The sequence below is a fragment of the Palaeococcus sp. (in: euryarchaeotes) genome (assembly GCF_053987695.1).
Map to the genome: position 1 here is coordinate 1 of NZ_JBMXHE010000021.1, position 20,743 is coordinate 20,743.

Genomic DNA, 20,743 nt, shown 5'->3' on the forward strand with positions numbered 1-20,743 from the left:
AGGTTGGAGCGAAATCAGGGGTGAAGTTTTTTAAGTCAGAAGGAGAGCAATAAACCATGCCGCGAGAAAGAAACCTCCAAGCACACCACTCAAAAACGCAATTTATGACTTACCAAAAACCATAACACTCCTAATACTCTGATAATCCTACGCCGACAGAACAACCGACTGGATTAAAAAAGAACTGAATTTAACCCAAATCCCGGACAGACAAACCCTAAACAGGGGCCAGAAGAAAATAACACCAGAATACTTATCAAACCTCAACAAGCTGATTCTGGAGCAGACAAACACCAGCAAACTCGCTGCACACTCCACGGGATTAAAAAACCTCCAGAAGACTAGCGACATGGTCCGTAAACGGCATGTTCTTTACGACCTGGAATCCAGAACTATAGTTTCACTGCGCGTTACTGAAGGCTCTCGGCATGATTCACAGGTTTTCAGGGATGTTTTCTGGTTATTTGAGCCAGGTGCAGTTGGTTGCTGATAATATCCCAACGCTTTTGGATTCACTTCTATTGTAACAATCTAATGATCCCTTTCTTCCATATCTTCGACTTTATTATAGCACGAGACAGTGCTCATACTACATCCTTTACTTAATTGTTTATACGTTATTCTTGAATTTTCATATAACTTTTATAACATAATTAATTCTTCTCTCGTGCTATTTTTTGTTATTCAAACATTATGCCCCCATTTTTATATCTGCAGTTAAACTTTAAAGACCTTACTGCCCACTCACGAACGCTCCTGTACAATAAGCATACAATAAGAACTAAGGTCATTATGAGAAACTCAATAAATAGAAATGCAAGTTAAGATGCTGGGTAGGTGTTTGATAAAAATTTTAAAACGAAATGCTGCTTGTTCGATTTTTCTTAAATTAATTTAGTTAATGATTTTAAGAAAAACAGAGAAAAGTTTTGAAAATAAAGAAAATAAAGAGATTGAAGGTGGGAACATGAAAGACATTCTCCCTTTAAAAGGAATAAGGGTAGTGGCATTGGAACATGTCCTGACAGCTCCTTACTGTAGTATGATACTGGCAGATTTGGGTGCAGAAGTTATCAAGATAGAACGACCTGACATTGGGGATGACAGCAGAAGCTTTGGGCCTTTTGTGGATGACCAAAGTGGTTATTTTATCAGCATAAACAGAAACAAAAAAAGTATTGCAGTTAATTTAAAAACTCCTGAGGGAGTAGAAATTGTAAAAGGACTCATTAAGAATAGTGATGTGTTTCTAGAGAATTTCAGGCCAGGAACCCTAAAGAAGTTGGGGTTGGACTATGAAAGCCTGAAGCAAATTAAGCCTGATATAATACACGTTTCAATAAGTGGTTTTGGGAACGATACTGCTCCGGGATATAAAGGACTTCCAGGGTATGATATCATTGCTCAAGCTTATGGAGGCCTCATGGACATAACAGGACAACCGGATGGCCCACCAACTAGAGTGGGAGCCTCTGTAGCAGATATATTTGCAGGAATGTATGCGGCAATAGGAATCTTAGCAGCAATTTACAAGAGAGAAAAAACTGGGGAAGGAAGTAGAATAGACGTCTCAATGGTAGATTCCATTGTTTCAGTTTTAGAAAATGCAGTGGTGAGATATACACTAACAGGGGAGATTCCAAAAAGAATTGGAAGTAGGCATCCGTCCATTGCTCCATTTGATGTATTTGAGACAAAAGATGGATGGGTGGTAATAGGGGTAGGTAACGATTCGTTGTGGCAGAGATTCTGTAAAGCTATTGGAAAAGAAGAGCTAATAAATCATCCCAAGTATAAAACAAATAAAACCAGAGTAGAGAATTACGACGAACTTAAGAAGATTTTAACAGAATGGACTAAGAGTCTCTCTGTAGCAGAAATAATTAAAATACTAAGGGAAGCGGGCGTTCCTTGCGGACCTGTAAATACAGTGAAGAACGTTGTAGAAGATCCGAACGTCAATTATAGGGGTATGATAGTTGAGGTTGACCAGCCAAAAGTTGGGAAAGTTAGAACTGCAGGGAATCCCTTAATGTTCTCCTTTTTGAAAAGGAGAGAGTATACTCCAGCCCCAGCACCTCTACTTGGAGAGCACACAAAAGAAGTTTTAAGAAGTCTCTTGGGTTATGATGAGAAAAAAATAAACGAACTAGCTGAAAAAGGAGTAATAAAAGTTGGCTGAGTCTTTTTGTTTTAATTTTTAGTCTAATCAGGGAGGTAGTTTCTTATGAGTATGGAAGAGAAAGTTAGGGAACTTTATGAAAAGAGGGGGAAGATCCTTGAAATGGGAGGAAAAGACAGAGTACAAAGGCAATATGAAAAAGGAAAGCTCACTGCAAGAGAGAGAATCGAGAAATTGCTAGATCCTGGGAGCTTTGTTGAACTTGGAGCCTTCGTTAAGCATAGGAACACTGAATTCGGCCTTGATAAGATGGAACTCCCGGCCGATGGAGTAATAACCGGATATGGAACAATCGATGGAAGACTCGTCTTTGTTTACGCGCAAGACTTCACTGTTATGGGTGGTTCTCTTGGAGAAATGCACGCTGCAAAAATAAAACGCATTATGGAGTTAGCTTTAGAAGCCGGAGCCCCAATAATAGGGCTTAACGATTCTGGCGGGGCAAGAATCCAAGAGGGAGTTGACGCCCTTAAAGGCTACGGTGGAATCTTCAAGATGAACACAATTTTAAGTGGAGTGGTCCCCCAAATAACCGCGATAATGGGTCCATGTGCTGGTGGGGCGGTTTACAGTCCTGCTATAGGTGATTTTATCCTCATGGTTGATAATCCAGCAAGCTTCATGTTCATTACAGGACCACAAGTAGTTAAGGCCGTCACTGGAGTGGAAGTCTCACCAGCCCAATTGGGCGGTGCAATGGTTCACGCACAAAAGAGTGGTCAAGCTCACTTAATCAGCAAGAGTGATGAAGAGGTACTTATGCTCATCAGAAGACTCTTAAGTTACTTGCCATCAAACAATATGGAGAAGCCACCAAGGGTTAAGGCAAGCGATTCGCCCTTTAGAAAAAGTGACAAGCTTTACGAGATAGTTCCAGATGATCCTAACAAGGGTTATGACGTTAGGCAAGTTATTTACGAAATAGTGGACAGAGACGCCAATGGAAATCCCGATTTCCTTGAAATACTTCCATACTACGCGCCAAATGCTGTTGTCGGCTTTGGAAGAATGAATGGACAAACGGTTGGAATCGTGGCAAACAACCCAATTCACTTAGCGGGAGTTCTTGACATAGACAGCTCCGATAAGATAGCGAGATTTGTTAGAACTTGTGACGCCTTCAACATTCCAATTGTCACGCTCGTTGACGTGCCCGGTTACCTGCCGGGAGTGCAGCAGGAGTATGGTGGAATCATAAGGCACGGTGCGAAAGTGCTTTACGCTTACTCAGAAGCAACCGTCCCAATGGTTACGGTTATTTTAAGAAAAGCCTATGGTGGAGCTTATATTGGAATGGCTTCAAAACACCTTGGAGCTGACTTTATCTTCGCATGGCCAACAGCTGAGATTGCTGTTATGGGACCAGAGGGGGCTACGAACATTATTTTTAGGAAGGAGATTGCTAAGGTGGAGAATCCAGAGGAATACAGGCAGCAGAAGATTAGAGAGTATAGGGAGAAGTTCGCTAACCCATACATTGCCGCAAGCAGGGGTTATGTTGATGACGTGATTGACCCGGCGGAAACGAGAGGAAGGATAATCATGGCGTTGGAAGCCTTGGAGAGCAAGCGCGTGAAACTTCCACCAAAGAAGCATGGTAACATTCCACTGTGAGGTGCAGGAAATGGCTGCTTGGACATCTTTCCTTGAGGGCTTTTATATTACCATTTTGGGCGTTACAGTAGTCTTTGCAGTGCTGACGATATTGGCCCTAGCCATGTACGGCATTGGATACTTGGAGAGAGTACTACTCGAGAGGGAAAAACCCAAAGAAGTAAAATCCAGAGCAAAGATAAAAGAGGAAGCCAAGCCGAAAGTTGAAGAAAAGCCCTCAATTGAACCAAAGAAGCTTGCGATAATAACTGCTGCAATTTTGGCGTATCTTGCTGAGAAGAGGGCTCAGCTTAGGTCTCTACCCTTTAGGGAGAAACCTTCAGATGCTTGGCGTTTGTATGGTGTTCAATCCCAAATTGAGGAAGTTGAAAACTTTAATTATGAAATGGGGGCATGGTAACAATGAAGGGAAAAGTTAAAGTCATCGTTGATGGTGTTCCTTATGAGGTTGAAGTTGAAGAATTAGATGGAGAAAAGTTCAAAGTAAGCTTTGAAGGAGAAAGTTACGAGGTCGAGGCTAAGGACTTAGGAATTCCATTGAGTGCCATGGAGATGCCGGCTCAAGCGCAGGCTCCCTCAGCACCTGTAACAGCTCCAACTTCGGCTCCTGCGGCTCCTGTTGAAGTTCCTAATGCTCCTACACCCTCTGTTAGTGGTGAGAGTGTTGTTACTGCGCCTATGCCCGGTAAGATTTTGCGTGTTTTAGTTAGGGAGGGTGATCAAGTTAAAGTGGGGCAAGGTTTGCTTGTTTTAGAAGCAATGAAGATGGAGAATGAAATCCCCTCACCAAAGGATGGTATCGTAAAGAAAATCCTCGTAAAAGAAGGCGAAACAGTAGACACGGGACAAGCATTAATCGAGCTCGGGTGATGGGAAATGGGAATTGAACAAGCATTAATTGACTTCTTCACTAACATTGGCATTTTCCACTTAACCATCGGGAATGTGGTAATGATTCTCGTTGGGTTTACTTTGGTGTATTTAGCCATAAAGTATGAGATGGAGCCCCTCCTGTTACTACCAATTGGTATAAGTGCAGTGCTGGTAAATCTCCCACTGACTGGTATTTTAAGCGCTGATCCACACCATCCAGGATTGTTTTACTTAATAAAGCATTACCTCATTGACACGGAAGTCGTGCCATTGTTAATCTTTTTCGGTCTTGGGGCAATGACAGACTTTGGTCCAATGATTGCTGACCCAAAGACTGCCTTGCTTGGAGCAGCGGCTCAAATTGGTGTTTTTATTGCAATGCTTACTGCAGTTGCTTTGGGTTTTAACCTTCAAGAGGCAGCTTCAATTGGTATCATTGGTGGTGCTGACGGGCCAACTACAATTTATTTAACAACCAAACTTGCTCCTCACTTACTCGGTGCAACTGCCGTGGCCGCTTACTCTTACATGAGTCTCGTACCAATAATTCAGCCTCCGGTTATCAAGGCATTAACGACTTCAGAAGAGAGAAAAATTAGAATGGAGCAATTAAGACCAGTTTCAAAGAGGGAAAAGGTCATCTTCCCAATAGCTTCAATGATAATTATTGGCCTTCTTGTGCCTTCAGCGGCTCCGTTAGTTGGAATGCTTATGATTGGAAACCTCTTTAGAGAGAGTGGCGTTGTTGAGAGGCTCAGCAAAGCTGCCAGGGAAGAACTCATGAATATTGTCACCATATTCCTTGGTTTGGGTGTTGGTTCAACAATGCAGGCGGAGTCATTCTTGACGGTGAAGACTCTCATGATTCTGGGTTTGGGTGTTGTGGCTTTTGCTTCAGCAACTGCTGGTGGGGTTTTGCTAGGAAAACTCATGATGAAGGTTAGTGGTGGGAGGATTAATCCAATGATTGGAGCGGCTGGAGTTTCAGCGGTTCCAATGAGTGCCAGAGTTGTCCAAAAGATTGCAGCAAAAGAGGATCCCGGGAATTTCATACTAATGCATGCAATGGGTCCAAACGTTGCTGGTGTAATTGGAACGGCAGTGGCAGCTGGAGTCCTACTCTCAGTACTTGGTTAGCAAAATTGAAGTGGGGGTGAGAAAATCGAAAAAACAGGAAATTATAACATCAAGATTGATTTTGAGATATTAGATGCAATTATTAATTTTGAAATAATAATGATTTTCTTTAAAACTTATTTAACTGAAAATAAACAAAAAACAAAGGAAGTGAAGAACCTTATGGAATACTAAATCCAAGTCCTTTTAGGATCATTCTAATGGCTAGAAACGCTAGCACTACAGCGAAAGCTGTTTTCAAATTGTGGGCTTTTATTCTTTTTGCAGTTCTTGCTCCTATTTGTGCTCCTATGATTAAGCCAGGAATTAAAACTAACAACCATTGAACTTCAATGTTTCCGAGTGCATAATGCTTTATTGCTCCACTCATACCTGTAAAAAAGGTTGCAAAAATTGAAGTAGCTACAGCATAATGTATAGGAAAGCCCAGATACACTAAAAAAGGAACATTAATTGCTCCTCCCCCAAATCCTAAAAGTCCTGAGAGAATTCCAACCATAAATCCCCAAATGGATAGCAATACATAATTTGGCTTGAGCTCTTCAAGAGTAATTTGGTGCACTTCAATACTCCTTCCTCTAAACATTTTGATAGAGACAAAAAATAATGCCATTCCAAAAAATACTTTTAGAACATTAGAACTGAGATAAGAGGTTAACCAAGCACCAATATATGCTCCTAGGATAGAAGGAAACGCTAGCGATATTCCAGATTTATAATGGATCCTTTTTTGCCTAAAATATACAATAACTGCCGAAAGAGATGTAAATGGAATTGCTGCTAAGCTTGTTCCAACGGCATGATGAATCTCCACCCCAAGGAGGTTTAAAACAGGCACTATCAAAAATCCCCCTCCAAGCCCAAACATTGCAGCAAGAATTCCTATGAATATCCCGACTCCAAGATAGCCTATGTATTTTAGCAAGTGCCTCCCCCCTAAAGCTCAAACGCCAGCGCCTGGATGAGTTTTATTAGATTACTCAAATCTCCCAGGTGTAACATCTCCACTTCGGAGTGGAGATATTTTATGGGCACACTCAGAGCAAGGATATCACTCTTGTGCTGGAACACTGAAGCGTCCGTTCCTCCGCCCGTGACCCCTATTTGAATTGGTATTGCATTCCTCTCCGCGATTTTCCACACTTTCCGGCCCAGGGAGTGGGTGTACACTGCCGAATTGTCCACGGCTCTTATGAGTGCTCCTCCTCCCGGATGCACATCCCCCGTTAAAAAGGAGCAACAGGCAAAGCTGTCTACCGCTATGGCATACTTCGGTGAGTAATGCTCCGCTAAAAATCTGGCACCTTTGAGTCCGATTTCCTCCTGAACCGTGAAGGCAAAGATTATCTTTCCGTCGAGCTCGTGATCCACCAGATCCTTAATAGCTTCAAAGAGGGCGACGATTCCAAAGCGGTCGTCAAGAGAGCGCGTGGTAATGTATTTTCCATTTAAAATCCCAAAGTGCTTCTTGAAGACGGCAAAATCCAGGGGTTTAACGAGTTCAAGGGCTTCTTCCCTGTTCTCCGCCCCAATGTCGATTTCAAGGTCATGCCATGGTACGGTTTCAAACTTCCTCTGGAGATTTAGATGAACTGGAGTAACCCCTATAACACCATCAAGCACACCTCCGGAGGTTATAACATCTACATGCCGGCCCAGAAGGAGCCTATCATCAATTCCCCCAATCTTTCTGAATTTGAGCTTCCCATCCTTCGTAATTCCGGTTATTAAAAGCCCTATCTCATCCATATGTGCCATGAAGAGTATTTCCTCCTCTCCCTCACCGAGCTCAACCACGAGATTTCCTATCCTATCCACATGGTAATCCGCAAAGGGCTCGATCCACTCAATGAGCTTTTCTCTAACCCTATCTTCATAACCAGAAATTCCTGGAACTTGAGTTATCTCCTTAAGCTCATTTATCAGATGCTTCATGATATCACCTCAGAGCATTTTCACATCTTTAACATTTCTAACACCTAGAACATCACTATTCACAAGATCCTCTGGGATTTTTCCCCTGAGGACTGTCAAGAGATTCCTAACTGCCTGGAACCCCATATCCTCTATTGCCTCTATTGCTAATCCTGCATGGTGTGGGGTTAGAACTGTATTCCATTCCATATCAAAGAGTTCGCTCTCCTGAACAGGCTCCCTTTCATAGACATCCGTGGCAAATCCCTTTAGTTTTCCCTCTTCGAGGGCCCTTATGACAGCTCTCTCATCCACGAGGGTTCCCCTTCCAATGTTCACTAGGTATTTACCCTCCAGGAACTCCAGCTTTTCCTCATTTATTATATGGTATGTCTCCGGGGTTGATGGAAGTGCAAGGATAACTATGTCGCTCTCTTTAAGCACGTCATCCAGGGGCAGCCATTTTGCATCGACCTCCTCTTCGATGTCCCTCTTTCTTGATCTGCTCCAGTAAAGAATGTCCGTGCCAAAGACTTTTGCTCTTCGGGCTATGTTCTTCCCTATGGAGCCCATACCGAGAATTCCAACTTTCTTTCCATAGAGAGTTGTGGTATCCTTGTACCATCCCCATACCTCTGTATGACTCTTCCATTTTCCCCTTCTAATGAACTTATCGGAGTAGGCGATTTTTCTAAGAAGGGCTATGGTCAGTCCGAGGGCAAACTCGGCAACAGCTTCACTCAAAACTCCGCTGACCTTTGTTACATATATTCCCCTTCTGGTAGCTTCTTCAATGTCTATGTGATCATATCCTGCGGAATGTGCGCTTATCACCTTTAGTCTGCTTCCCCGTGCTATGAGATCTCTGTCCACTCTATTAAGAGGAGAAACTATAAGGGCGTCATAATTTTCAATAACTTCCATAATATCCTTCTTCTTGGGATACACCATAACATCCACATCACAGAACCTCTTGAGTTCCTCCAGAGGCTTGCTCTTCATATTGAAAAGAACCAAGACTTTCGGTCTCATCTCATCACCTAATTAGATATTCATCGAAACGAACTAATAAGTTTTCCGCCACTTATAGCATACTGTCAGGATAACTTGGGTATCACCTCCTGAAGCCATTTAATTATATCACCAAGCGGCACACCTAACAAGACTAACAAAATTATACCAAAAAGCAAAAGAAAACTCCTGATATCCTAACAGTATGAATACGCTCACGAGAGTCTTCCCTGCAGGGAAACCTCTCCAAGGCACTGTTACGTTGCAAGAGTTTCTGCTCGAATGCCGATTTTAGAATCCCTATCCCGAGGCTTTCAAAAGAAAATGCAATCAACTTTTAGATGATTCAACGAACTAATTTTAGTTCGCGTGCCTTCTGGATGGCATCCGCAAGTATCTTTCCATGGTCAAATGCCAGAGGCAGTGCTTCAATCTCATTAACACCAAAAACCCGGGCTTCCTTTGCATCATCTCCTCCTTTTAGCTCTCCATTTCCCAAAGCAAGAAATGCCGTGGTAACAGTGTGTCCTCTGGGATCTCTATTCGGGTCACTGTAAACCCCGATCAATCCTACCAGCTTTACATCCAATCCCGTTTCTTCCTTTGCCTCTCGAATAGCTGCTTCCTCGACCTTTTCACCATATTCTACGAAACCTCCCGGGATAGCCCAATAGTTCTTATAAGGATAATTTTTACGTCTTATTAGAACAATGCCATTTTTGTATAGAATCACTATATCAACGGTTAGCCCTATGCATCTGTAGACTTCCACTTTCACCTCGTTCCCAAAATTGTTTTTCACAAACTCTCTAACTTTTTCGCTTATCTTTTCAACATTATAACCATGGGGCGCTTTTATTAAAAATGTGTACCTTTCCATAGTATCACCAACAAAAGCTCTTTGCTAAAGTTTAAAAGCTTTTAAAATGATTTAAATCTGGTGAGATCATGACCACAATTGTACCCTTTGGGGAGAAGCCCAGCAAAGAAGGGGTGCTTTACGTTTTAAATCTGCTCAAAAAGAACAATTTATTAGACAATTACATAATTGTTGAATCAAATAATGTGGAACTGCTGCCCTCGAGCCTCCCTCTGGATAATGCTTACATCATTGGAGAGCACCTTGCAACATATGGCATCTTAAAGAAGCTCAGACCGAGAAGTGTACTAAGCATAGACGCTCATACGGACCTCATGCATGATTATCTGGATCACGGGTCCTGGCTTGCATTTGCCCTCGAAGAGAAGGTTATAAACAGGGCGGCAGTAATAGGAGCCACCCTTATGATACCCTCCACTCCTAGAACGCAGCTGTGGGATAGGCGAGTGAAAATTTTCCCTGCGCTGAACAGAAGCAGAAAGACGAACAGAGGATGGAAGGGATACGTAAACCTGCAAGTTCATGGGGTTGAGAGAGTTATAAAAGAAGCCAAGAAGTATTTAGGGGAAGAAATATATCTAACGGTTGATCTGGATGTTTTAAAGCCCGAATATAAAATTTCACGCTTTCAACATGGTGAATTAAATGCAGAAGAACTCTTGGAGATCTTGAATGCCATAAAAGAAAACTTTAGAATAATAGCTTTTGATATAGCTGAGATATCCGATAAAATAAGAAGGTCCCGCTTGGGAAAGAAAGCCCTTATCGATGTTTATAGACTTTTGACGGAGGAGTGAGTATGGCACTGACCAGTGAGGAGATTAGGAAGATAATAGCCCCCCTACTGCTTTCAGGTGCAAAAATGCTCGACAAGCACTGTCCTAAGTGTGGTTCTCCGCTCTTTGAAAAGAACGGTCGAATTTTTTGTCCTGTGTGTGAGTATCGGGAACAGCAGAGAAAGAAGGATATGCGTGGTATAGAAGAAATTTTAATGGAGAGAATAAAAATCCTCATAAATAACCTGCCTGAAGATCCCGGGGAGATGAAGGAGCACCTTGAGATAATCGAAAGACTAATTAGGATTCTCGAACATTATAAGAAATTGGAGGGATTGGAATGAAACATTTGAAAGTTTTAGAAAGTTTGGAAGGAGAAGAGGGACTTACAGTTGAAGGAATTGCAGAAAAAACGAATCTAAAAGTTCTGGAAGTTAGAAAAGTATTGATGAGGCTTTCAGAGCAGGGAAAAGTTGAGAGCTTCGAAAGAGAAGGAAAGATATACTGGAAGATTAAGGAGGTCAGCGAGGAAGAAAAGAAGCTCGAAAAGGAGTTTTACGGATCCACCTCTTTCTAAAATTTAAAAGAGAAAATCAAACTTTCTTTCCATTTTCCCAGTATTCATTGAACCTGCTCTTAAAGAGATCAACGACTCTATGGTCCTTGATCCAGACCTGGGTCTCGTAGTTGAAGTATCTTGCTGCGAGATCCTCAAGTGCAAAAAAGACCTCCTCGTCGCATATCATCATTGGAAGCTCCATTTTGTCTATTACCCTGAGTTCAATCTTGCCATTCTTGTAGAGATCCATAAGTTTGCTGAGCTTCAATCTCTCGAGCACTGGTGCTGTAACAACAAGCTTCAGGCTAATACCTTTTTCTACAGCTTTGGCTAAGTCGTCTTCCAAATTGGAGGCTAGGAATCCATCGTCGGCCAGGAGTATCTCCTTCTCAACGCTTTCAAGCATTTCTCTTGTTTTGAGTGTGGAATTCCTTATTCCTCTGACAACCCAAACTCTTTCAACACCGTATTTCGGAATCTCTGTCTCGATCAAGGGTTTCATAAGCTCTATAAGTTCTTCCTTGGCTTTTCTCTTAGCTTCAAGCTCGTCTTTTATGCGCTCCTGCCAGTCCTCAATGAATTTCTCAAGTATGTTCGTTGGGTGAACGGGCCTGTATTTGTTGGCTTTTCCTGGCTGTCCGATAGCGAAGCCCTTCTTCTCAAGGCTCCTCAAAACGTCGTATGTCCTTGGAGCAGGGACTTCAGAGACACTTGCAAGCTCGGCAGGGGTCAAAACACCAAAGGCTACCAAAGCCACATATGCCCTAGCTTCGTATAAGTTTAGTTCAAAATGCTCTTGTAAAAGATCTACCATCCTGTCCTTTACCATTTTTTACCACCACCATATTTCTGTCAATTATCTGGTTAAACACCTATATAAAAGTTTCTATACTTTACATAGTTTATTATGTTATCTAGATGACAAAATCGTGAAATACTAATATGGGATATTAGGGAAGTTGCATGGCTATACAATTATATTACTATTATCAAATTTAAGCCTTATGGTCGCCCAATGCTAACTTTTTAAAGGAATATGAAATTACTATTGTAAAAAATAGGAACAAGAGATGCTCTAGATGTTCATTACTTTCGTGATATTTATCCCTTTATGTAATATTTGATCTCATTATACGTTTCATTTAATGCCTCCTGGTAGTCAGCCTTTCCGGCTTCGATTAGATCCATGATTTCTTCAAGTTTTCTAGTTTTTTCCTCACTTACTAAGTCCTTGTATTTGCTCAGGAGATAATGATAAACCTTGATCCCCTGTTCCGTTGGAACAAGTCTCTTGCGTCCCTTTGTCTCTATAACATAGTATCTGGAGAGCAGAGTCTGGACTATCTTTGCATACGTCGAGGGCCTTCCTATCTTGCGCTCCTTCATCATGGCTATTATATCTCCCTGGGTGTAGAGCTGAACTTTTGGTGCCTTCCATTTCTTTATCTCCCTGACTTTAAGCTTCTCTCCTGTTTTCAGCTTTGGAATCTTCCACATTGGTAGGGGTTTTATTCTGCTCCATCCATCGTAGAGCACCTCAACGTAACCTTCCACATGTGCTTTCGTTATTTTTGCGTCAATTAGTGCCCTTTCGTAGAGGACTTTTGCAGCAGGCATTTGAGAAGCCATGAAACGTCTGAATATCATATCATATAGACGGAAGTGGTTCCTCGTTAAGGGCTTTGCGAGTATTATAATCCCATCCTTGACCAGCTGGAGCAATCTACCTGTGTCCAGAGGGCGTGTGGGACGGATACATTCATGGGCACCCTCCTCCCCCCAGGGCCTCGGTTTGAAGTACTCATCGCCGATTTCATCGATTATGTACTCTTTCGCTATCCCTATCCCCGCTGTACTCACGTGGGTTGAGTCAGTCCTCATGTATGTGATTAAACCCAGTTCAAAGAGATCCTGTGCCAGTCTCATCGTTTGAGGTGCTGAGAGCTTTAAAAAGCGCGAGGCATCCTGGAGCATTGTATCCGTGGTATAAGGTGGATATGGGTTGACATTCCTCTCTTCGAGCTCAACTTCCTCAACCACGACCTCTTCCACATCCTCTTTCACACCCTCCAAAAGAACGTGCAGGTCATTTTCGAGGGTTAATGCCACAAAATTCGTCTTGCTCTCATTGAATTCTTTGTACCTCTGGATTATCCATCCTAAAACCGGTGTCTGAACCCTACCCGCCGATAGGTTGTAATTTTCAAAGACCTCTTGCAGTATTTTGCTGAGCTCAAATCCTATCCATCTATCCTCTATACGCCTCACAAGCTGTGCATTGACCCTCTGCTCGTTAATATCCCTCGCATTTTCTATCGCCCTGAGAATGGCGGGTCTCGTGACCTCATGAAATTCTATGCGTTTTATGTTTGGGGTATAGGGACTCAGGACGTTTCTTATATCCCATGCTATCTTCTCTCCTTCCACATCGGGGTCGGTGCCTATTAAAACCTCATCAACTTCCTGAGCAAGATCACGCATGGCTTTTACATTTTGGAGTGCATCCCGTACATTTTTCGAGCCACACCTTGGACAGATCCCTTTTTCTTCCCAGTCCACAAACTGATGGCCACAATCACGACAGCGCTTTATGGTATCATATATGGGAACAAAAAAGAGTTTTCCATTGTTGTCTCTGATTTCAACTCCATGGTATCCTTCCATCGTGGTTAGATCAAACATGTGCCCACCGCTAGCCAGTATTATGAGCATTCTATCTCCCGTGCTCACTTCATAAGCTGTCAAATCTCCGATTCTCCTCTTGCTTGGCTGTCCAAAGAAGTTCGCTATGGTTCTGGCTTTATTGGGTGATTCTACAATCAAAAGTGAGGATTTCACCAGATCAAGCTTTTTATAGACCAGTTTTCCCTCTATAACACCTTTTACCTTCTCCCTGTCTTCGTCGATCTCTTTGAGTAAACTCTCCAAATCAAGCTCTTCAAGACTCTTCCACTCAAATTCGGGGAAGCGCCACTTCAGCTGTCTCCTCATGCCGTTGAAAATCTTTAAGTTATCCACGATTGATATTGCCAGACCCTTGGTAATTCCACCCGCGAAGAGCCTCGATGTTCTTCCGCTAGCCTGTATGTATGTTCTAACATCAGGGATTTCTATGTATAGCGTCTCTCCCTCTTTATGGAGGCTCACAAAGGGATCTTCTTCGATTTTTTTGAGAACCTCCTCCTTTTTGAGCACATTCCTTAAGAACTCAACAGCCTGTTTGAAAACCTCAAGAACATGATTGTGATATCCCTCCAGGGGCAAACCCTCTGCCAGTGCCTCCTCAATTTTTAAGAGCTCGTACTGTGGCATTGTTTGGATAAGCCGCCTAAGCCTTGCATATATTTTTTCACCCTCCCTTCTATCATCATCGCTCAAAAAGTCAAATATCCCGCTGATCAAACCCAAGATACGGTAGATCGTTGGATGTTCCAGATTCATGCTGAATTTAAACTTGGGCAGACCTGTAAAGATGGCATATCTGATTAAATGGGGTAAATCCAGTCCCCTGACTATGGAACCATAATAGCTGGCCATGCCGATGAGTACATCAACTTCGCCTCTCTCAAACTTCTCAAGGGCTTTTTTGCTCCTAGACGAGACCAGCTCAATATTGAACCCCTTATCCCTTAGCTTCTGGGCGAGCTCTTCGGCATATGCTATTCCCTGATCAGTTGGAACGAATATTAAGCCTCCTCTGCCCAGTTTTGGGAGAAGCTCTTCCAGATGCTCCTCGATGCTCTTTGAGGGTATTAAATAAACATCCTCCACGTTTCTGAGGGCGCTCCTTCCACTTCCAACTTCAAATCCTAGGAGTTCTCTGTAGAGCTTTATTCTATCCCCCCTTGCTCTCCCAGTTGCCGAAGCTATGACGAGGGTTCCTATCTCATTCTCATGATTTTTAATGAACTCCTTAATTTCATTCTCCACTCTGCTTATTTCGCCATTGGTATTTCTGAGTTCTTCTTGCTTTTTCTCACTCTCCCTGCCCCTCAGGAGTTTTCCTATTTGTTTTCTCAATCTAATGAGCTGCCACGCCTTTTGGATCATTTCCTCGTTGAACCCAAGAAGGAGAAGGGAGCGGTCTATGTTCTTTGAAGCCTTTAAAAAGGCATCCACATCGTCAACGAAGATGAAATCAAAGCGATTCTCCTTGAGCATTTCAAACTTTCTCGCTAGGAACTGTGCCGAAGTTATGAGAATGGTGAAATCTCCTCCGGCAATTTTTTCTTTCATGGCTTCTTTCTCTTTCTTTTTAAGTTCACCGTGATAATAGGCAAGATTGAGCTTAATTCCCGCTTTTTCAGCAAACTCCTGAATTCTTCTTATCGTCTGCTTGACGAGGGGAGTAGTTGGGAGAACGATATAGCTCCTTTTGCCTTTTGATGCATAATACACTGCCATAAATGTTCCAAAAACGCTCTTCCCCATCCCTGTTGGAGCTATAATAGAGAAGCTCTTTCCTTTTATTAAACGCCTCACCCATGTCTTTTGGGCACTCCAAAAGTGATAGCCGGTGGTTCTATTAAAAAGCGACTCCACTTCTTTAAGTTGACTTTCAACCCGATAAAGTTCTTCCCATTCCTTTAGAGTACCACGCAATGCAAGAGAATCCCTTACGCTTTTGAGAAGAGTGAAATATTCATCTACAGAAACCTCATCATTCAGGCATTTCTCACATGGATGTTTGATTATCAAGCGCTCATCGCTTATTCTCTCTTCGCAGTTTGGGCACATTTCTCTATAGATTGCCTTCATGATTCTCACCTACGCTCTTTAAACTTTTTTGCTTAACCCTTATATCTGTGTTGTTTTAAACTCGTGGAGTGTTTAAAAGTGTATAGGATGAGCTCAAAAAGATTTTTAAACCTAAAAACTTTACTAATTATGGTGGTGTTGATGAGTGCCATAGAAGCATTTGGAAAAACAATTGAATTCATAACGAGAAACCCAAAACTCCTCCTGATACCCCTCCTCGTCGCCCTGATAATGGCTCCTATAAACGCTTACATGCTCAAAGATGTTCCAATGACTCCAATGGGTTTTCAAAACTTCGAAAAGGAGGGCAATGTTATAATAGAAGAGTATGGTAATCTAATGCAGGAAAGCCAGCTGATGACACTCTTGAAGAGAACCTCCATAAGCGGACTGATTGAACTTGTGATAGCCAGCATAGCAATTTATGCCCTCATAAAGGGAGCTCTCCTGAACTCGAGTGGTGAGATATACTCCTTGGGTTCCCTTCTTATTGAAGGGACAAAGAAGATGCCCGCTGTTGTGGTTATTAGAATTTTAATAAACATAGCCGCAGCATTGATAGCGTTTATGGCATTTCTTCCCGGAATCCTCTTAATAGCCCTTGGGATAGCCATGAAGTCGGATATAACCATACTGGGAGTGTTTCTCCTGCTGATAGTGATGCTTCCGGTAATCGGTTATGTGTTCACGATAACCGTAACTGCAGTTCCTGCCTATGTGATAAAGGGGAACATGGGGGAAGCTTTCGGGGTCATAGGATTAGCATGGAGGAAAAAGCTCTCCTCACTTGGCTTTGGACTGCTGTTGGCTTTAGCTATCATCCTGATTTCCATCATTCCAGCATCATTTGGAGGAATTGCATTCCTTGGAAGCTCAGGATTCATACCTCAGCTAGTTCTGCAGCTTGTAAGTGCTCCATTCCAAGCACTTTCAATTGCACTTCAAGCTATTGGTGGATTCATGTTTTACAATGTCCTGCAGAAGGAAGAAGAGATAGAGGAAGAGTTTGATTTGGAGTTCTGAAAAACTTTTATTTTTATTTGGAGATTTAGAGCTAAAAGACAACTCAAAAAACTTATCAACATATATCTCATGGTGATGCTCATGCGCTTTGCAGGTGTTGACCTAAGCAAGCCAAAAGTCATGGGAGTGATAAATGTTTCACCGGAGAGCTTCTTTAAAGGAAGCGTTAAGCAGAGCGAAGAAGAGCTCATCCAGACGGTTCTAAAGATGGTTGAAGATGGAGCATCCTTCATAGATGTTGGTGCAAAATCAACGGCACCATACTTGGAGACTCAAATTCCAGTTGAAGAGGAAGTTAGGAGGGCAGTTTGGGCGATTAAAACAATCAGGGAGCACGTTGATGTGCCAATAAGTATCGACACCACGAGCGCGAGGGTAGCGGAAGAAGCGTTAAAAGCTGGGGCAGACATAATAAACGACGTGAGTGGCCTAAAAGGCGACGAAAACATGGCTAAAGTAGCTAAGGAGTACGACGTTCCCGTAATAGTCTGCGCCCATAAGAAAGTTGAGGACTTCAAAGACCCTGTCCATGAAGTTATAAAAGCCCTCGAAGAAAGCCTCCAGATTGCGTACAAACACGGCATTGAGGGGATAGCCATAGACCCGGCGATAGGCTTTTTAAGGGCGAACTGGCCGCCCTGGTATGAGTGGGACTCCAAAGTTCTGGCAAACCTGAACCTCTTAAAGGTCTTTGGACTGCCGATTTTAGTGGGCGTCTCAAGGAAGTCGTTCATCGGGGCAATCACCGGAAGAAAAGACCCAATGGAAAGGCTTGCAGGAAGCTTAAGTGCCACGGCAATAGCCGTTTGGAACGGCGCACACATAATAAGGACTCACGATGTAAAAGAGACTGTGGATGCTGTTAAGATGGCCGCGTTTATGAGAACGTTTAACCCCTGAACCTCTCGCTTTTTAATATTATGACAAGGCTTAAGAATTCTCACAGCTACTTAGCAAGGGGATGCTTATGCTGTTCAAAGACATCAAAAGAAAGGCATTAAAGATGATACACGAGGATTTCCGTGTTTTAGACTTTTCCTTTGGCCTCCCATACACTTACGTGGTCATTGAAGGTGAGCGCGGGAAAGCTTTGGGAGTTATGATGACTCTCCCGGAGGAAATTCAGCTCTTCAGAAACTCCATCGAAGAGACAAGCGTCGAGGCATTCATAGAAAAAGCCGATAGCTTAAACATAATTGAGAGAACCTTAGCATTAGCAGCGATAAACGCGGTTTCACAGTACTATATTGACTTAAGCGGCGCTGAGGAAAAAGACGTGCTCGGGCTTTTAAGCGGGGAAATAGAGCGGGTAGCAGTAATAGGAAATATGCCTCCGATAGTTAAAGCTTTGAAGGAGCAAGAGTTTGAAGTTTACGTCTTTGAGCGCAATCCAAAGATAAGTGATAGAGAGACCTTCAGCGATTCATTTGAGTACATTCTCCTCCCTCAAATGGACGCTGTAATAGTGAGTGGTTCCTCCTTAGCTAATGGCACGCTTGAGATGATTCTGGAGCGCTCTAAAAATGCAGAGCTAATAGCTTTGACGGGGCCGAGCGCCCAAGTGCATCCAGAGCTCATTAGAGGAACAGGGGTTACGCACTTAGCCTCGATGAAAGTTTTGGACGTAGAAAGAGCTCTAATAAAGCTCAAACTCGGATGCTTCAGGGGCTTTGAAAAAGCAAACAGGAAGTACACGATAAAAATTTAAATTTAAATTTAAGCATTCAGCGCATCACTACCGCCCTTACTCCTGCAGACGCTAGAACCAGCAGCTCAAAGACTTTGTACGCTTCCACCACATCTCTTGCTTCAAACTCCACAGTTTTTCCATCGATTCTTTTCACGGATGGCAAAAGCTCAGCTGTTTCTGCCATTTCACTTCCAAGGAACCTGAGCTCGACTTTTACCGGGCTGCTCGTCTTTAAAGGTCTGGCTTCTCCAGCCTTAAGCTTCTCAACAGCGCCCCTCAAACCTCCCCGTCAATGGCTCGTTGGAACCCTCCCAAAGGGGAGGAGGTCAGCACAAAGGGCATACCTTCTAAATCAACGGATATAAACGCCTTCATAAAACCACCACATAAATTTGACAAAAGAAGTTTAAAAATTTGAGCTAAGGCTTAACTTCCTTCACACCCTTGATTATGCTCCTCAAACGCTTCTCGGCTTCCTCCAATGAGCCGGCCTTCTCTATGGCCGTGCCCGTCACGATTATATCGGCGCCGGCAATTGCTACTTCTTTTGCATCCTCGTAGCTCCTAATGCCGCCGCCGACTATTAAAGGAACATCAAGAACGCTCTTCACTATTTTAACCATCTCGTTGGGCACGTGGCTTGGTGCTCCGCTTCCCGCTTCGAGGTAAACGAGGCGCATTCCCAAGTACTGGCCAGCAAGAGCGTAAGCCGCTGCAATCTTTGGCTTGTGCCTTGGAATTGGCTTAGCATCTCCAACCCAGCCAACGGTTTCCCCGGGCTCGATTATGAGATATGCCATTGGAATAGGTTCGAGTCCGTACATCTTTACCTTAAATGCTCCGAGTGCCTGGGAGCCCGTTATAAAGAAGGGATTTGTAGAGTTTAAGAGGCTCATGAAGAAGAGAGCGTCGGCATATTTGCTTAACCCCCCGTGAGAGCCCGGGAATAATATTGTGGGCAGATTGGAGCTCTCCTTTATGGCCCTAACGACACGGTCGAGAACTTCTCCTTCGGCTCCTGTAGAGCCTCCGATCATTATAGCATCGACGCCGAGTTCTTCACTCATTTTAGCCAGCTTTGAAGCCAGTTCAGGTGAGACATCATCCGGATCAAGAAGGACGAAGTGTAATTTTTCCTTCTCAAGCTTTTCATGAATGTAAGACTCAACTTTCCCGATTTTCATAGGCACACCCCATTTGCTTCTAAGTTTCCATAATATCTCCCTCACTTTTAACCCTTTTCCACCTCAAGCCGAGATTGCTCAAAATGTTCTCCAATTTTTTCTCTGGATTAGCTTCGCCAAAGTAGTACAAGTTTGTATGCACCCCCTGCAGGTCGCTCGCCCCAAAGCCCTCTACACCACGAGCAAACCTACCTACTTCCCTTGAGAGCCTCTCCTCCAGACGCTCTTCACTTGGGATTAGGTAAGCCTCTAGGAGATCGGCTTCTTTTAGGAGAAAGTCAATGTGCCAGTGAAGCTTTTTATCTTTGCGGAAATGTCGGGCGACGCGCTTTTCGAGTGAGTTCATAGCGGAGCCAACATAGACATAATAACCCCTTTGAAGGGAGAAAATCCTCCTCTTTGTTTTCACATTCTTGGCTCTCTCCACCAAGATTATGAGGAAATATGAACCCTTCATGTGAATCCCTGAAAATTTTTACCTCACACACTTTATAAACCTTCAAAGAGAATATCAAATCAAGGTGAGGGTATGAATAAGAAAAAGAAGCGCCCTGTTGATGAGTTTGCTTGGCAGGAATATGATAAAGAGGAGTTTGAAAAGGCTTATCCCCATCTGGCAGGGGAGCTTGAAAGGAAGAGGCTAAGTATCGAAGCTTATCGTGAAAACGAAGAGGAAGTTGAAGAGCCCGAGGATTTTTCCGGTTACAGCCCCACGGTAATTGATTTCTTAAGGAGATGTGAAACCGAGGATGAAGCTCTGGAGATTATAAACTGGCTGGAAGAGAGAGGAGAAATAACCCCTGGGATGGCCAAAGAGCTCAGAATTCAGCTCGTTAAAAAGGGCGTGAGGAGTTTCGGCTCAAAAAAGGAGTGGGGCTGGTACGAGAAGCATGGGAAGCATTAGGCTTAGACTTTAAGTTTTTTGAGCAGTAATGGCATAAGGGAGAGCACAATCAATATGCCAGTTCCGCAGATTCCTTCTTTTGATGTATTATTGGCGGTTTTGTTTTCCTTTTGAGTTCGTGAAGACGTGCTTGGTTTAATCGTAATATTCTCATTGTCCGCGTATTCAGTACACTCATGATAATCAAACACACTCTTTATCTTTGAATAATCCACCTCTCCCCACATATTAACCGGTT

Annotated in this window: 22 protein-coding genes and 1 pseudogene; 13 read left to right on the forward strand and 10 right to left on the reverse strand. The window is 43.1% G+C overall.

Features of this window, described 5'->3' with window-relative positions; genetic code table 11:
* The first annotated feature begins 349 nt into the window (after positions 1-349).
* The 6 genes from ACXJGZ_RS01815 (at position 350) to ACXJGZ_RS01840 (ending at position 5,806) form a co-directional block, all read left to right on the forward strand.
* Positions 350-490: a transposase gene (locus tag ACXJGZ_RS01815; RefSeq protein WP_456398118.1), complete on the forward strand. Its 141-nt coding sequence runs from the start codon at positions 350-352 to the stop codon at positions 488-490.
* 477 nt (positions 491-967) lie between these two features.
* Positions 968-2,182: a CaiB/BaiF CoA transferase family protein gene (locus tag ACXJGZ_RS01820; RefSeq protein ID WP_456398119.1), complete on the forward strand. Its 1,215-nt coding sequence runs from the start codon at positions 968-970 to the stop codon at positions 2,180-2,182.
* Positions 2,183-2,227: 45 nt separating this feature from the next.
* On the forward strand, positions 2,228-3,796 hold the full coding sequence (locus tag ACXJGZ_RS01825) for a carboxyl transferase domain-containing protein (protein WP_456398120.1): 1,569 nt from the start codon (positions 2,228-2,230) through the stop codon (positions 3,794-3,796).
* Positions 3,797-3,806: 10 nt separating this feature from the next.
* Positions 3,807-4,196, forward strand: a complete 390-nt coding sequence (locus ACXJGZ_RS01830) for an OadG family protein (RefSeq protein WP_456320732.1) — start codon at positions 3,807-3,809, stop codon at positions 4,194-4,196.
* Between the two features lie 2 nt (positions 4,197-4,198).
* Positions 4,199-4,666, forward strand: a complete 468-nt coding sequence (locus ACXJGZ_RS01835) for an acetyl-CoA carboxylase biotin carboxyl carrier protein subunit (RefSeq protein WP_456326162.1) — start codon at positions 4,199-4,201, stop codon at positions 4,664-4,666.
* A gap of 6 nt (positions 4,667-4,672) precedes the next feature.
* The gene (locus ACXJGZ_RS01840) at positions 4,673-5,806 is read left to right on the forward strand and encodes a sodium ion-translocating decarboxylase subunit beta (protein WP_456398121.1); all 1,134 of its coding nucleotides are present in this window, start codon (positions 4,673-4,675) and stop codon (positions 5,804-5,806) included.
* A gap of 160 nt (positions 5,807-5,966) precedes the next feature.
* Here ACXJGZ_RS01840 and ACXJGZ_RS01845 read toward each other — a convergent pair whose 3' ends face one another.
* The 4 genes from ACXJGZ_RS01845 to ACXJGZ_RS01860 form a co-directional block, all read right to left on the reverse strand.
* Positions 5,967-6,731: a sulfite exporter TauE/SafE family protein gene (locus tag ACXJGZ_RS01845; RefSeq protein WP_456398122.1), complete on the reverse strand. Its 765-nt coding sequence runs from the start codon at positions 6,729-6,731 to the stop codon at positions 5,967-5,969.
* Between the two features lie 11 nt (positions 6,732-6,742).
* The gene (locus ACXJGZ_RS01850; protein WP_456398123.1) at positions 6,743-7,741 is read right to left on the reverse strand and encodes a M42 family metallopeptidase; all 999 of its coding nucleotides are present in this window, start codon (positions 7,739-7,741) and stop codon (positions 6,743-6,745) included.
* A gap of 9 nt (positions 7,742-7,750) precedes the next feature.
* Positions 7,751-8,752 carry a 2-hydroxyacid dehydrogenase gene (locus tag ACXJGZ_RS01855; protein WP_456320727.1) on the reverse strand — a complete coding sequence of 334 codons (1,002 nt, stop codon included), beginning with the start codon at positions 8,750-8,752 and terminating at the stop codon, positions 7,751-7,753.
* Between the two features lie 325 nt (positions 8,753-9,077).
* Positions 9,078-9,611: an NUDIX domain-containing protein gene (locus ACXJGZ_RS01860; RefSeq protein WP_293253295.1), complete on the reverse strand. Its 534-nt coding sequence runs from the start codon at positions 9,609-9,611 to the stop codon at positions 9,078-9,080.
* Between the two features lie 68 nt (positions 9,612-9,679).
* Between ACXJGZ_RS01860 and ACXJGZ_RS01865 the strand changes: the two genes are divergently transcribed.
* The 3 genes from ACXJGZ_RS01865 to ACXJGZ_RS01875 are packed head-to-tail and all read left to right on the forward strand — an operon-like array spanning position 9,680 to position 10,964.
* Positions 9,680-10,408, forward strand: a complete 729-nt coding sequence (locus tag ACXJGZ_RS01865) for an arginase family protein (RefSeq protein ID WP_293253292.1) — start codon at positions 9,680-9,682, stop codon at positions 10,406-10,408.
* 2 nt (positions 10,409-10,410) lie between these two features.
* The gene (locus ACXJGZ_RS01870) at positions 10,411-10,731 is read left to right on the forward strand and encodes an Sjogren's syndrome/scleroderma autoantigen 1 family protein (RefSeq protein WP_456326170.1); all 321 of its coding nucleotides are present in this window, start codon (positions 10,411-10,413) and stop codon (positions 10,729-10,731) included.
* Positions 10,728-10,964 (forward strand): ArsR family transcriptional regulator, encoded by a 237-nt coding sequence (locus ACXJGZ_RS01875; protein ID WP_293253286.1) that lies wholly within the window; start codon positions 10,728-10,730, stop codon positions 10,962-10,964. The genes ACXJGZ_RS01870 and ACXJGZ_RS01875 overlap by 4 nt, the downstream gene beginning before the upstream one ends.
* 16 nt (positions 10,965-10,980) lie before the next feature.
* Here the strand turns inward: ACXJGZ_RS01875 and trmBL2 are convergent, their stop codons facing one another.
* Both trmBL2 and rgy read right to left on the reverse strand, forming a co-directional pair.
* Entirely contained in the window at positions 10,981-11,775 is a 795-nt protein-coding gene (gene trmBL2 / locus ACXJGZ_RS01880; protein WP_456398124.1) for an HTH-type transcriptional regulator TrmBL2, read from the reverse strand.
* Positions 11,776-12,047: 272 nt separating this feature from the next.
* Complete coding sequence (rgy, locus tag ACXJGZ_RS01885) at positions 12,048-15,704, reverse strand: reverse gyrase (protein WP_456398125.1); 3,657 nt, start codon at positions 15,702-15,704, stop codon at positions 12,048-12,050.
* A 129-nt stretch (positions 15,705-15,833) separates the two neighbouring features.
* Between rgy and ACXJGZ_RS01890 the strand changes: the two genes are divergently transcribed.
* The 3 genes from ACXJGZ_RS01890 to ACXJGZ_RS01900 all read left to right on the forward strand — a co-directional run bounded on the left by ACXJGZ_RS01890 (position 15,834) and on the right by ACXJGZ_RS01900 (position 18,435).
* Positions 15,834-16,727, forward strand: a complete 894-nt coding sequence (locus ACXJGZ_RS01890; protein ID WP_456398126.1) for a hypothetical protein — start codon at positions 15,834-15,836, stop codon at positions 16,725-16,727.
* A gap of 81 nt (positions 16,728-16,808) precedes the next feature.
* Positions 16,809-17,627, forward strand: coding sequence for a dihydropteroate synthase (gene folP / locus ACXJGZ_RS01895; RefSeq protein WP_456398133.1), 819 nt, complete (start codon positions 16,809-16,811; stop codon positions 17,625-17,627).
* A 67-nt stretch (positions 17,628-17,694) separates the two neighbouring features.
* A complete protein-coding gene (locus tag ACXJGZ_RS01900) occupies positions 17,695-18,435 on the forward strand; it encodes a Rossmann-like domain-containing protein (protein ID WP_456398127.1) in 741 nt (246 codons plus the stop codon).
* 16 nt (positions 18,436-18,451) lie between these two features.
* Here the strand turns inward: ACXJGZ_RS01900 and ACXJGZ_RS01905 are convergent, their stop codons facing one another.
* The 3 genes from ACXJGZ_RS01905 to ACXJGZ_RS01915 form a co-directional block, all read right to left on the reverse strand.
* On the reverse strand, positions 18,452-18,697 hold the full coding sequence (locus tag ACXJGZ_RS01905) for a M55 family metallopeptidase (protein WP_456320721.1): 246 nt from the start codon (positions 18,695-18,697) through the stop codon (positions 18,452-18,454).
* 139 nt (positions 18,698-18,836) lie between these two features.
* Positions 18,837-19,601: a phosphoglycerol geranylgeranyltransferase gene (locus tag ACXJGZ_RS01910; RefSeq protein ID WP_456320720.1), complete on the reverse strand. Its 765-nt coding sequence runs from the start codon at positions 19,599-19,601 to the stop codon at positions 18,837-18,839.
* 19 nt (positions 19,602-19,620) lie between these two features.
* On the reverse strand, positions 19,621-20,058 hold the full coding sequence (locus ACXJGZ_RS01915; protein WP_456398129.1) for a GIY-YIG nuclease family protein: 438 nt from the start codon (positions 20,056-20,058) through the stop codon (positions 19,621-19,623).
* A 72-nt stretch (positions 20,059-20,130) separates the two neighbouring features.
* Between ACXJGZ_RS01915 and ACXJGZ_RS01920 the strand changes: the two genes are divergently transcribed.
* Positions 20,131-20,505, forward strand: coding sequence for a DUF2095 family protein (locus tag ACXJGZ_RS01920; protein ID WP_456398131.1), 375 nt, complete (start codon positions 20,131-20,133; stop codon positions 20,503-20,505).
* A gap of 2 nt (positions 20,506-20,507) precedes the next feature.
* On the opposite strand, the pseudogene ACXJGZ_RS01925 reads toward ACXJGZ_RS01920, so the two are convergent.
* Positions 20,508-20,743 (reverse strand): annotated as a pseudogene (locus ACXJGZ_RS01925) (hypothetical protein); the annotation flags it as partial.

What these genes read in the sequence shown, in the direction of transcription:
- ACXJGZ_RS01875 (WP_293253286.1), top strand. Translation starts at nt 10,728, where the DNA reads ATGAAACATTTGAAAGTTTTAGAAAGTTTGGAAGGAGAAGAGGGACTT.
- ACXJGZ_RS01860 (WP_293253295.1), bottom strand. Translation starts at nt 9,611, where the DNA reads ATGGAAAGGTACACATTTTTAATAAAAGCGCCCCATGGTTATAATGTT.
- folP (WP_456398133.1), top strand. Translation starts at nt 16,809, where the DNA reads ATGCGCTTTGCAGGTGTTGACCTAAGCAAGCCAAAAGTCATGGGAGTG.
- ACXJGZ_RS01890 (WP_456398126.1), top strand. Translation starts at nt 15,834, where the DNA reads ATGGTGGTGTTGATGAGTGCCATAGAAGCATTTGGAAAAACAATTGAA.
- ACXJGZ_RS01920 (WP_456398131.1), top strand. Translation starts at nt 20,131, where the DNA reads ATGAATAAGAAAAAGAAGCGCCCTGTTGATGAGTTTGCTTGGCAGGAA.
- ACXJGZ_RS01850 (WP_456398123.1), bottom strand. Translation starts at nt 7,741, where the DNA reads ATGAAGCATCTGATAAATGAGCTTAAGGAGATAACTCAAGTTCCAGGA.
- ACXJGZ_RS01840 (WP_456398121.1), top strand. Translation starts at nt 4,673, where the DNA reads ATGGGAATTGAACAAGCATTAATTGACTTCTTCACTAACATTGGCATT.
- ACXJGZ_RS01900 (WP_456398127.1), top strand. Translation starts at nt 17,695, where the DNA reads ATGCTGTTCAAAGACATCAAAAGAAAGGCATTAAAGATGATACACGAG.
- ACXJGZ_RS01870 (WP_456326170.1), top strand. Translation starts at nt 10,411, where the DNA reads ATGGCACTGACCAGTGAGGAGATTAGGAAGATAATAGCCCCCCTACTG.
- ACXJGZ_RS01815 (WP_456398118.1), top strand. Translation starts at nt 350, where the DNA reads ATGGTCCGTAAACGGCATGTTCTTTACGACCTGGAATCCAGAACTATA.
- ACXJGZ_RS01835 (WP_456326162.1), top strand. Translation starts at nt 4,199, where the DNA reads ATGAAGGGAAAAGTTAAAGTCATCGTTGATGGTGTTCCTTATGAGGTT.
- ACXJGZ_RS01915 (WP_456398129.1), bottom strand. Translation starts at nt 20,058, where the DNA reads ATGAAGGGTTCATATTTCCTCATAATCTTGGTGGAGAGAGCCAAGAAT.
- ACXJGZ_RS01910 (WP_456320720.1), bottom strand. Translation starts at nt 19,601, where the DNA reads ATGAAAATCGGGAAAGTTGAGTCTTACATTCATGAAAAGCTTGAGAAG.
- rgy (WP_456398125.1), bottom strand. Translation starts at nt 15,704, where the DNA reads ATGAAGGCAATCTATAGAGAAATGTGCCCAAACTGCGAAGAGAGAATA.
- ACXJGZ_RS01825 (WP_456398120.1), top strand. Translation starts at nt 2,228, where the DNA reads ATGAGTATGGAAGAGAAAGTTAGGGAACTTTATGAAAAGAGGGGGAAG.
- trmBL2 (WP_456398124.1), bottom strand. Translation starts at nt 11,775, where the DNA reads ATGGTAAAGGACAGGATGGTAGATCTTTTACAAGAGCATTTTGAACTA.
- ACXJGZ_RS01830 (WP_456320732.1), top strand. Translation starts at nt 3,807, where the DNA reads ATGGCTGCTTGGACATCTTTCCTTGAGGGCTTTTATATTACCATTTTG.
- ACXJGZ_RS01865 (WP_293253292.1), top strand. Translation starts at nt 9,680, where the DNA reads ATGACCACAATTGTACCCTTTGGGGAGAAGCCCAGCAAAGAAGGGGTG.
- ACXJGZ_RS01820 (WP_456398119.1), top strand. Translation starts at nt 968, where the DNA reads ATGAAAGACATTCTCCCTTTAAAAGGAATAAGGGTAGTGGCATTGGAA.
- ACXJGZ_RS01855 (WP_456320727.1), bottom strand. Translation starts at nt 8,752, where the DNA reads ATGAGACCGAAAGTCTTGGTTCTTTTCAATATGAAGAGCAAGCCTCTG.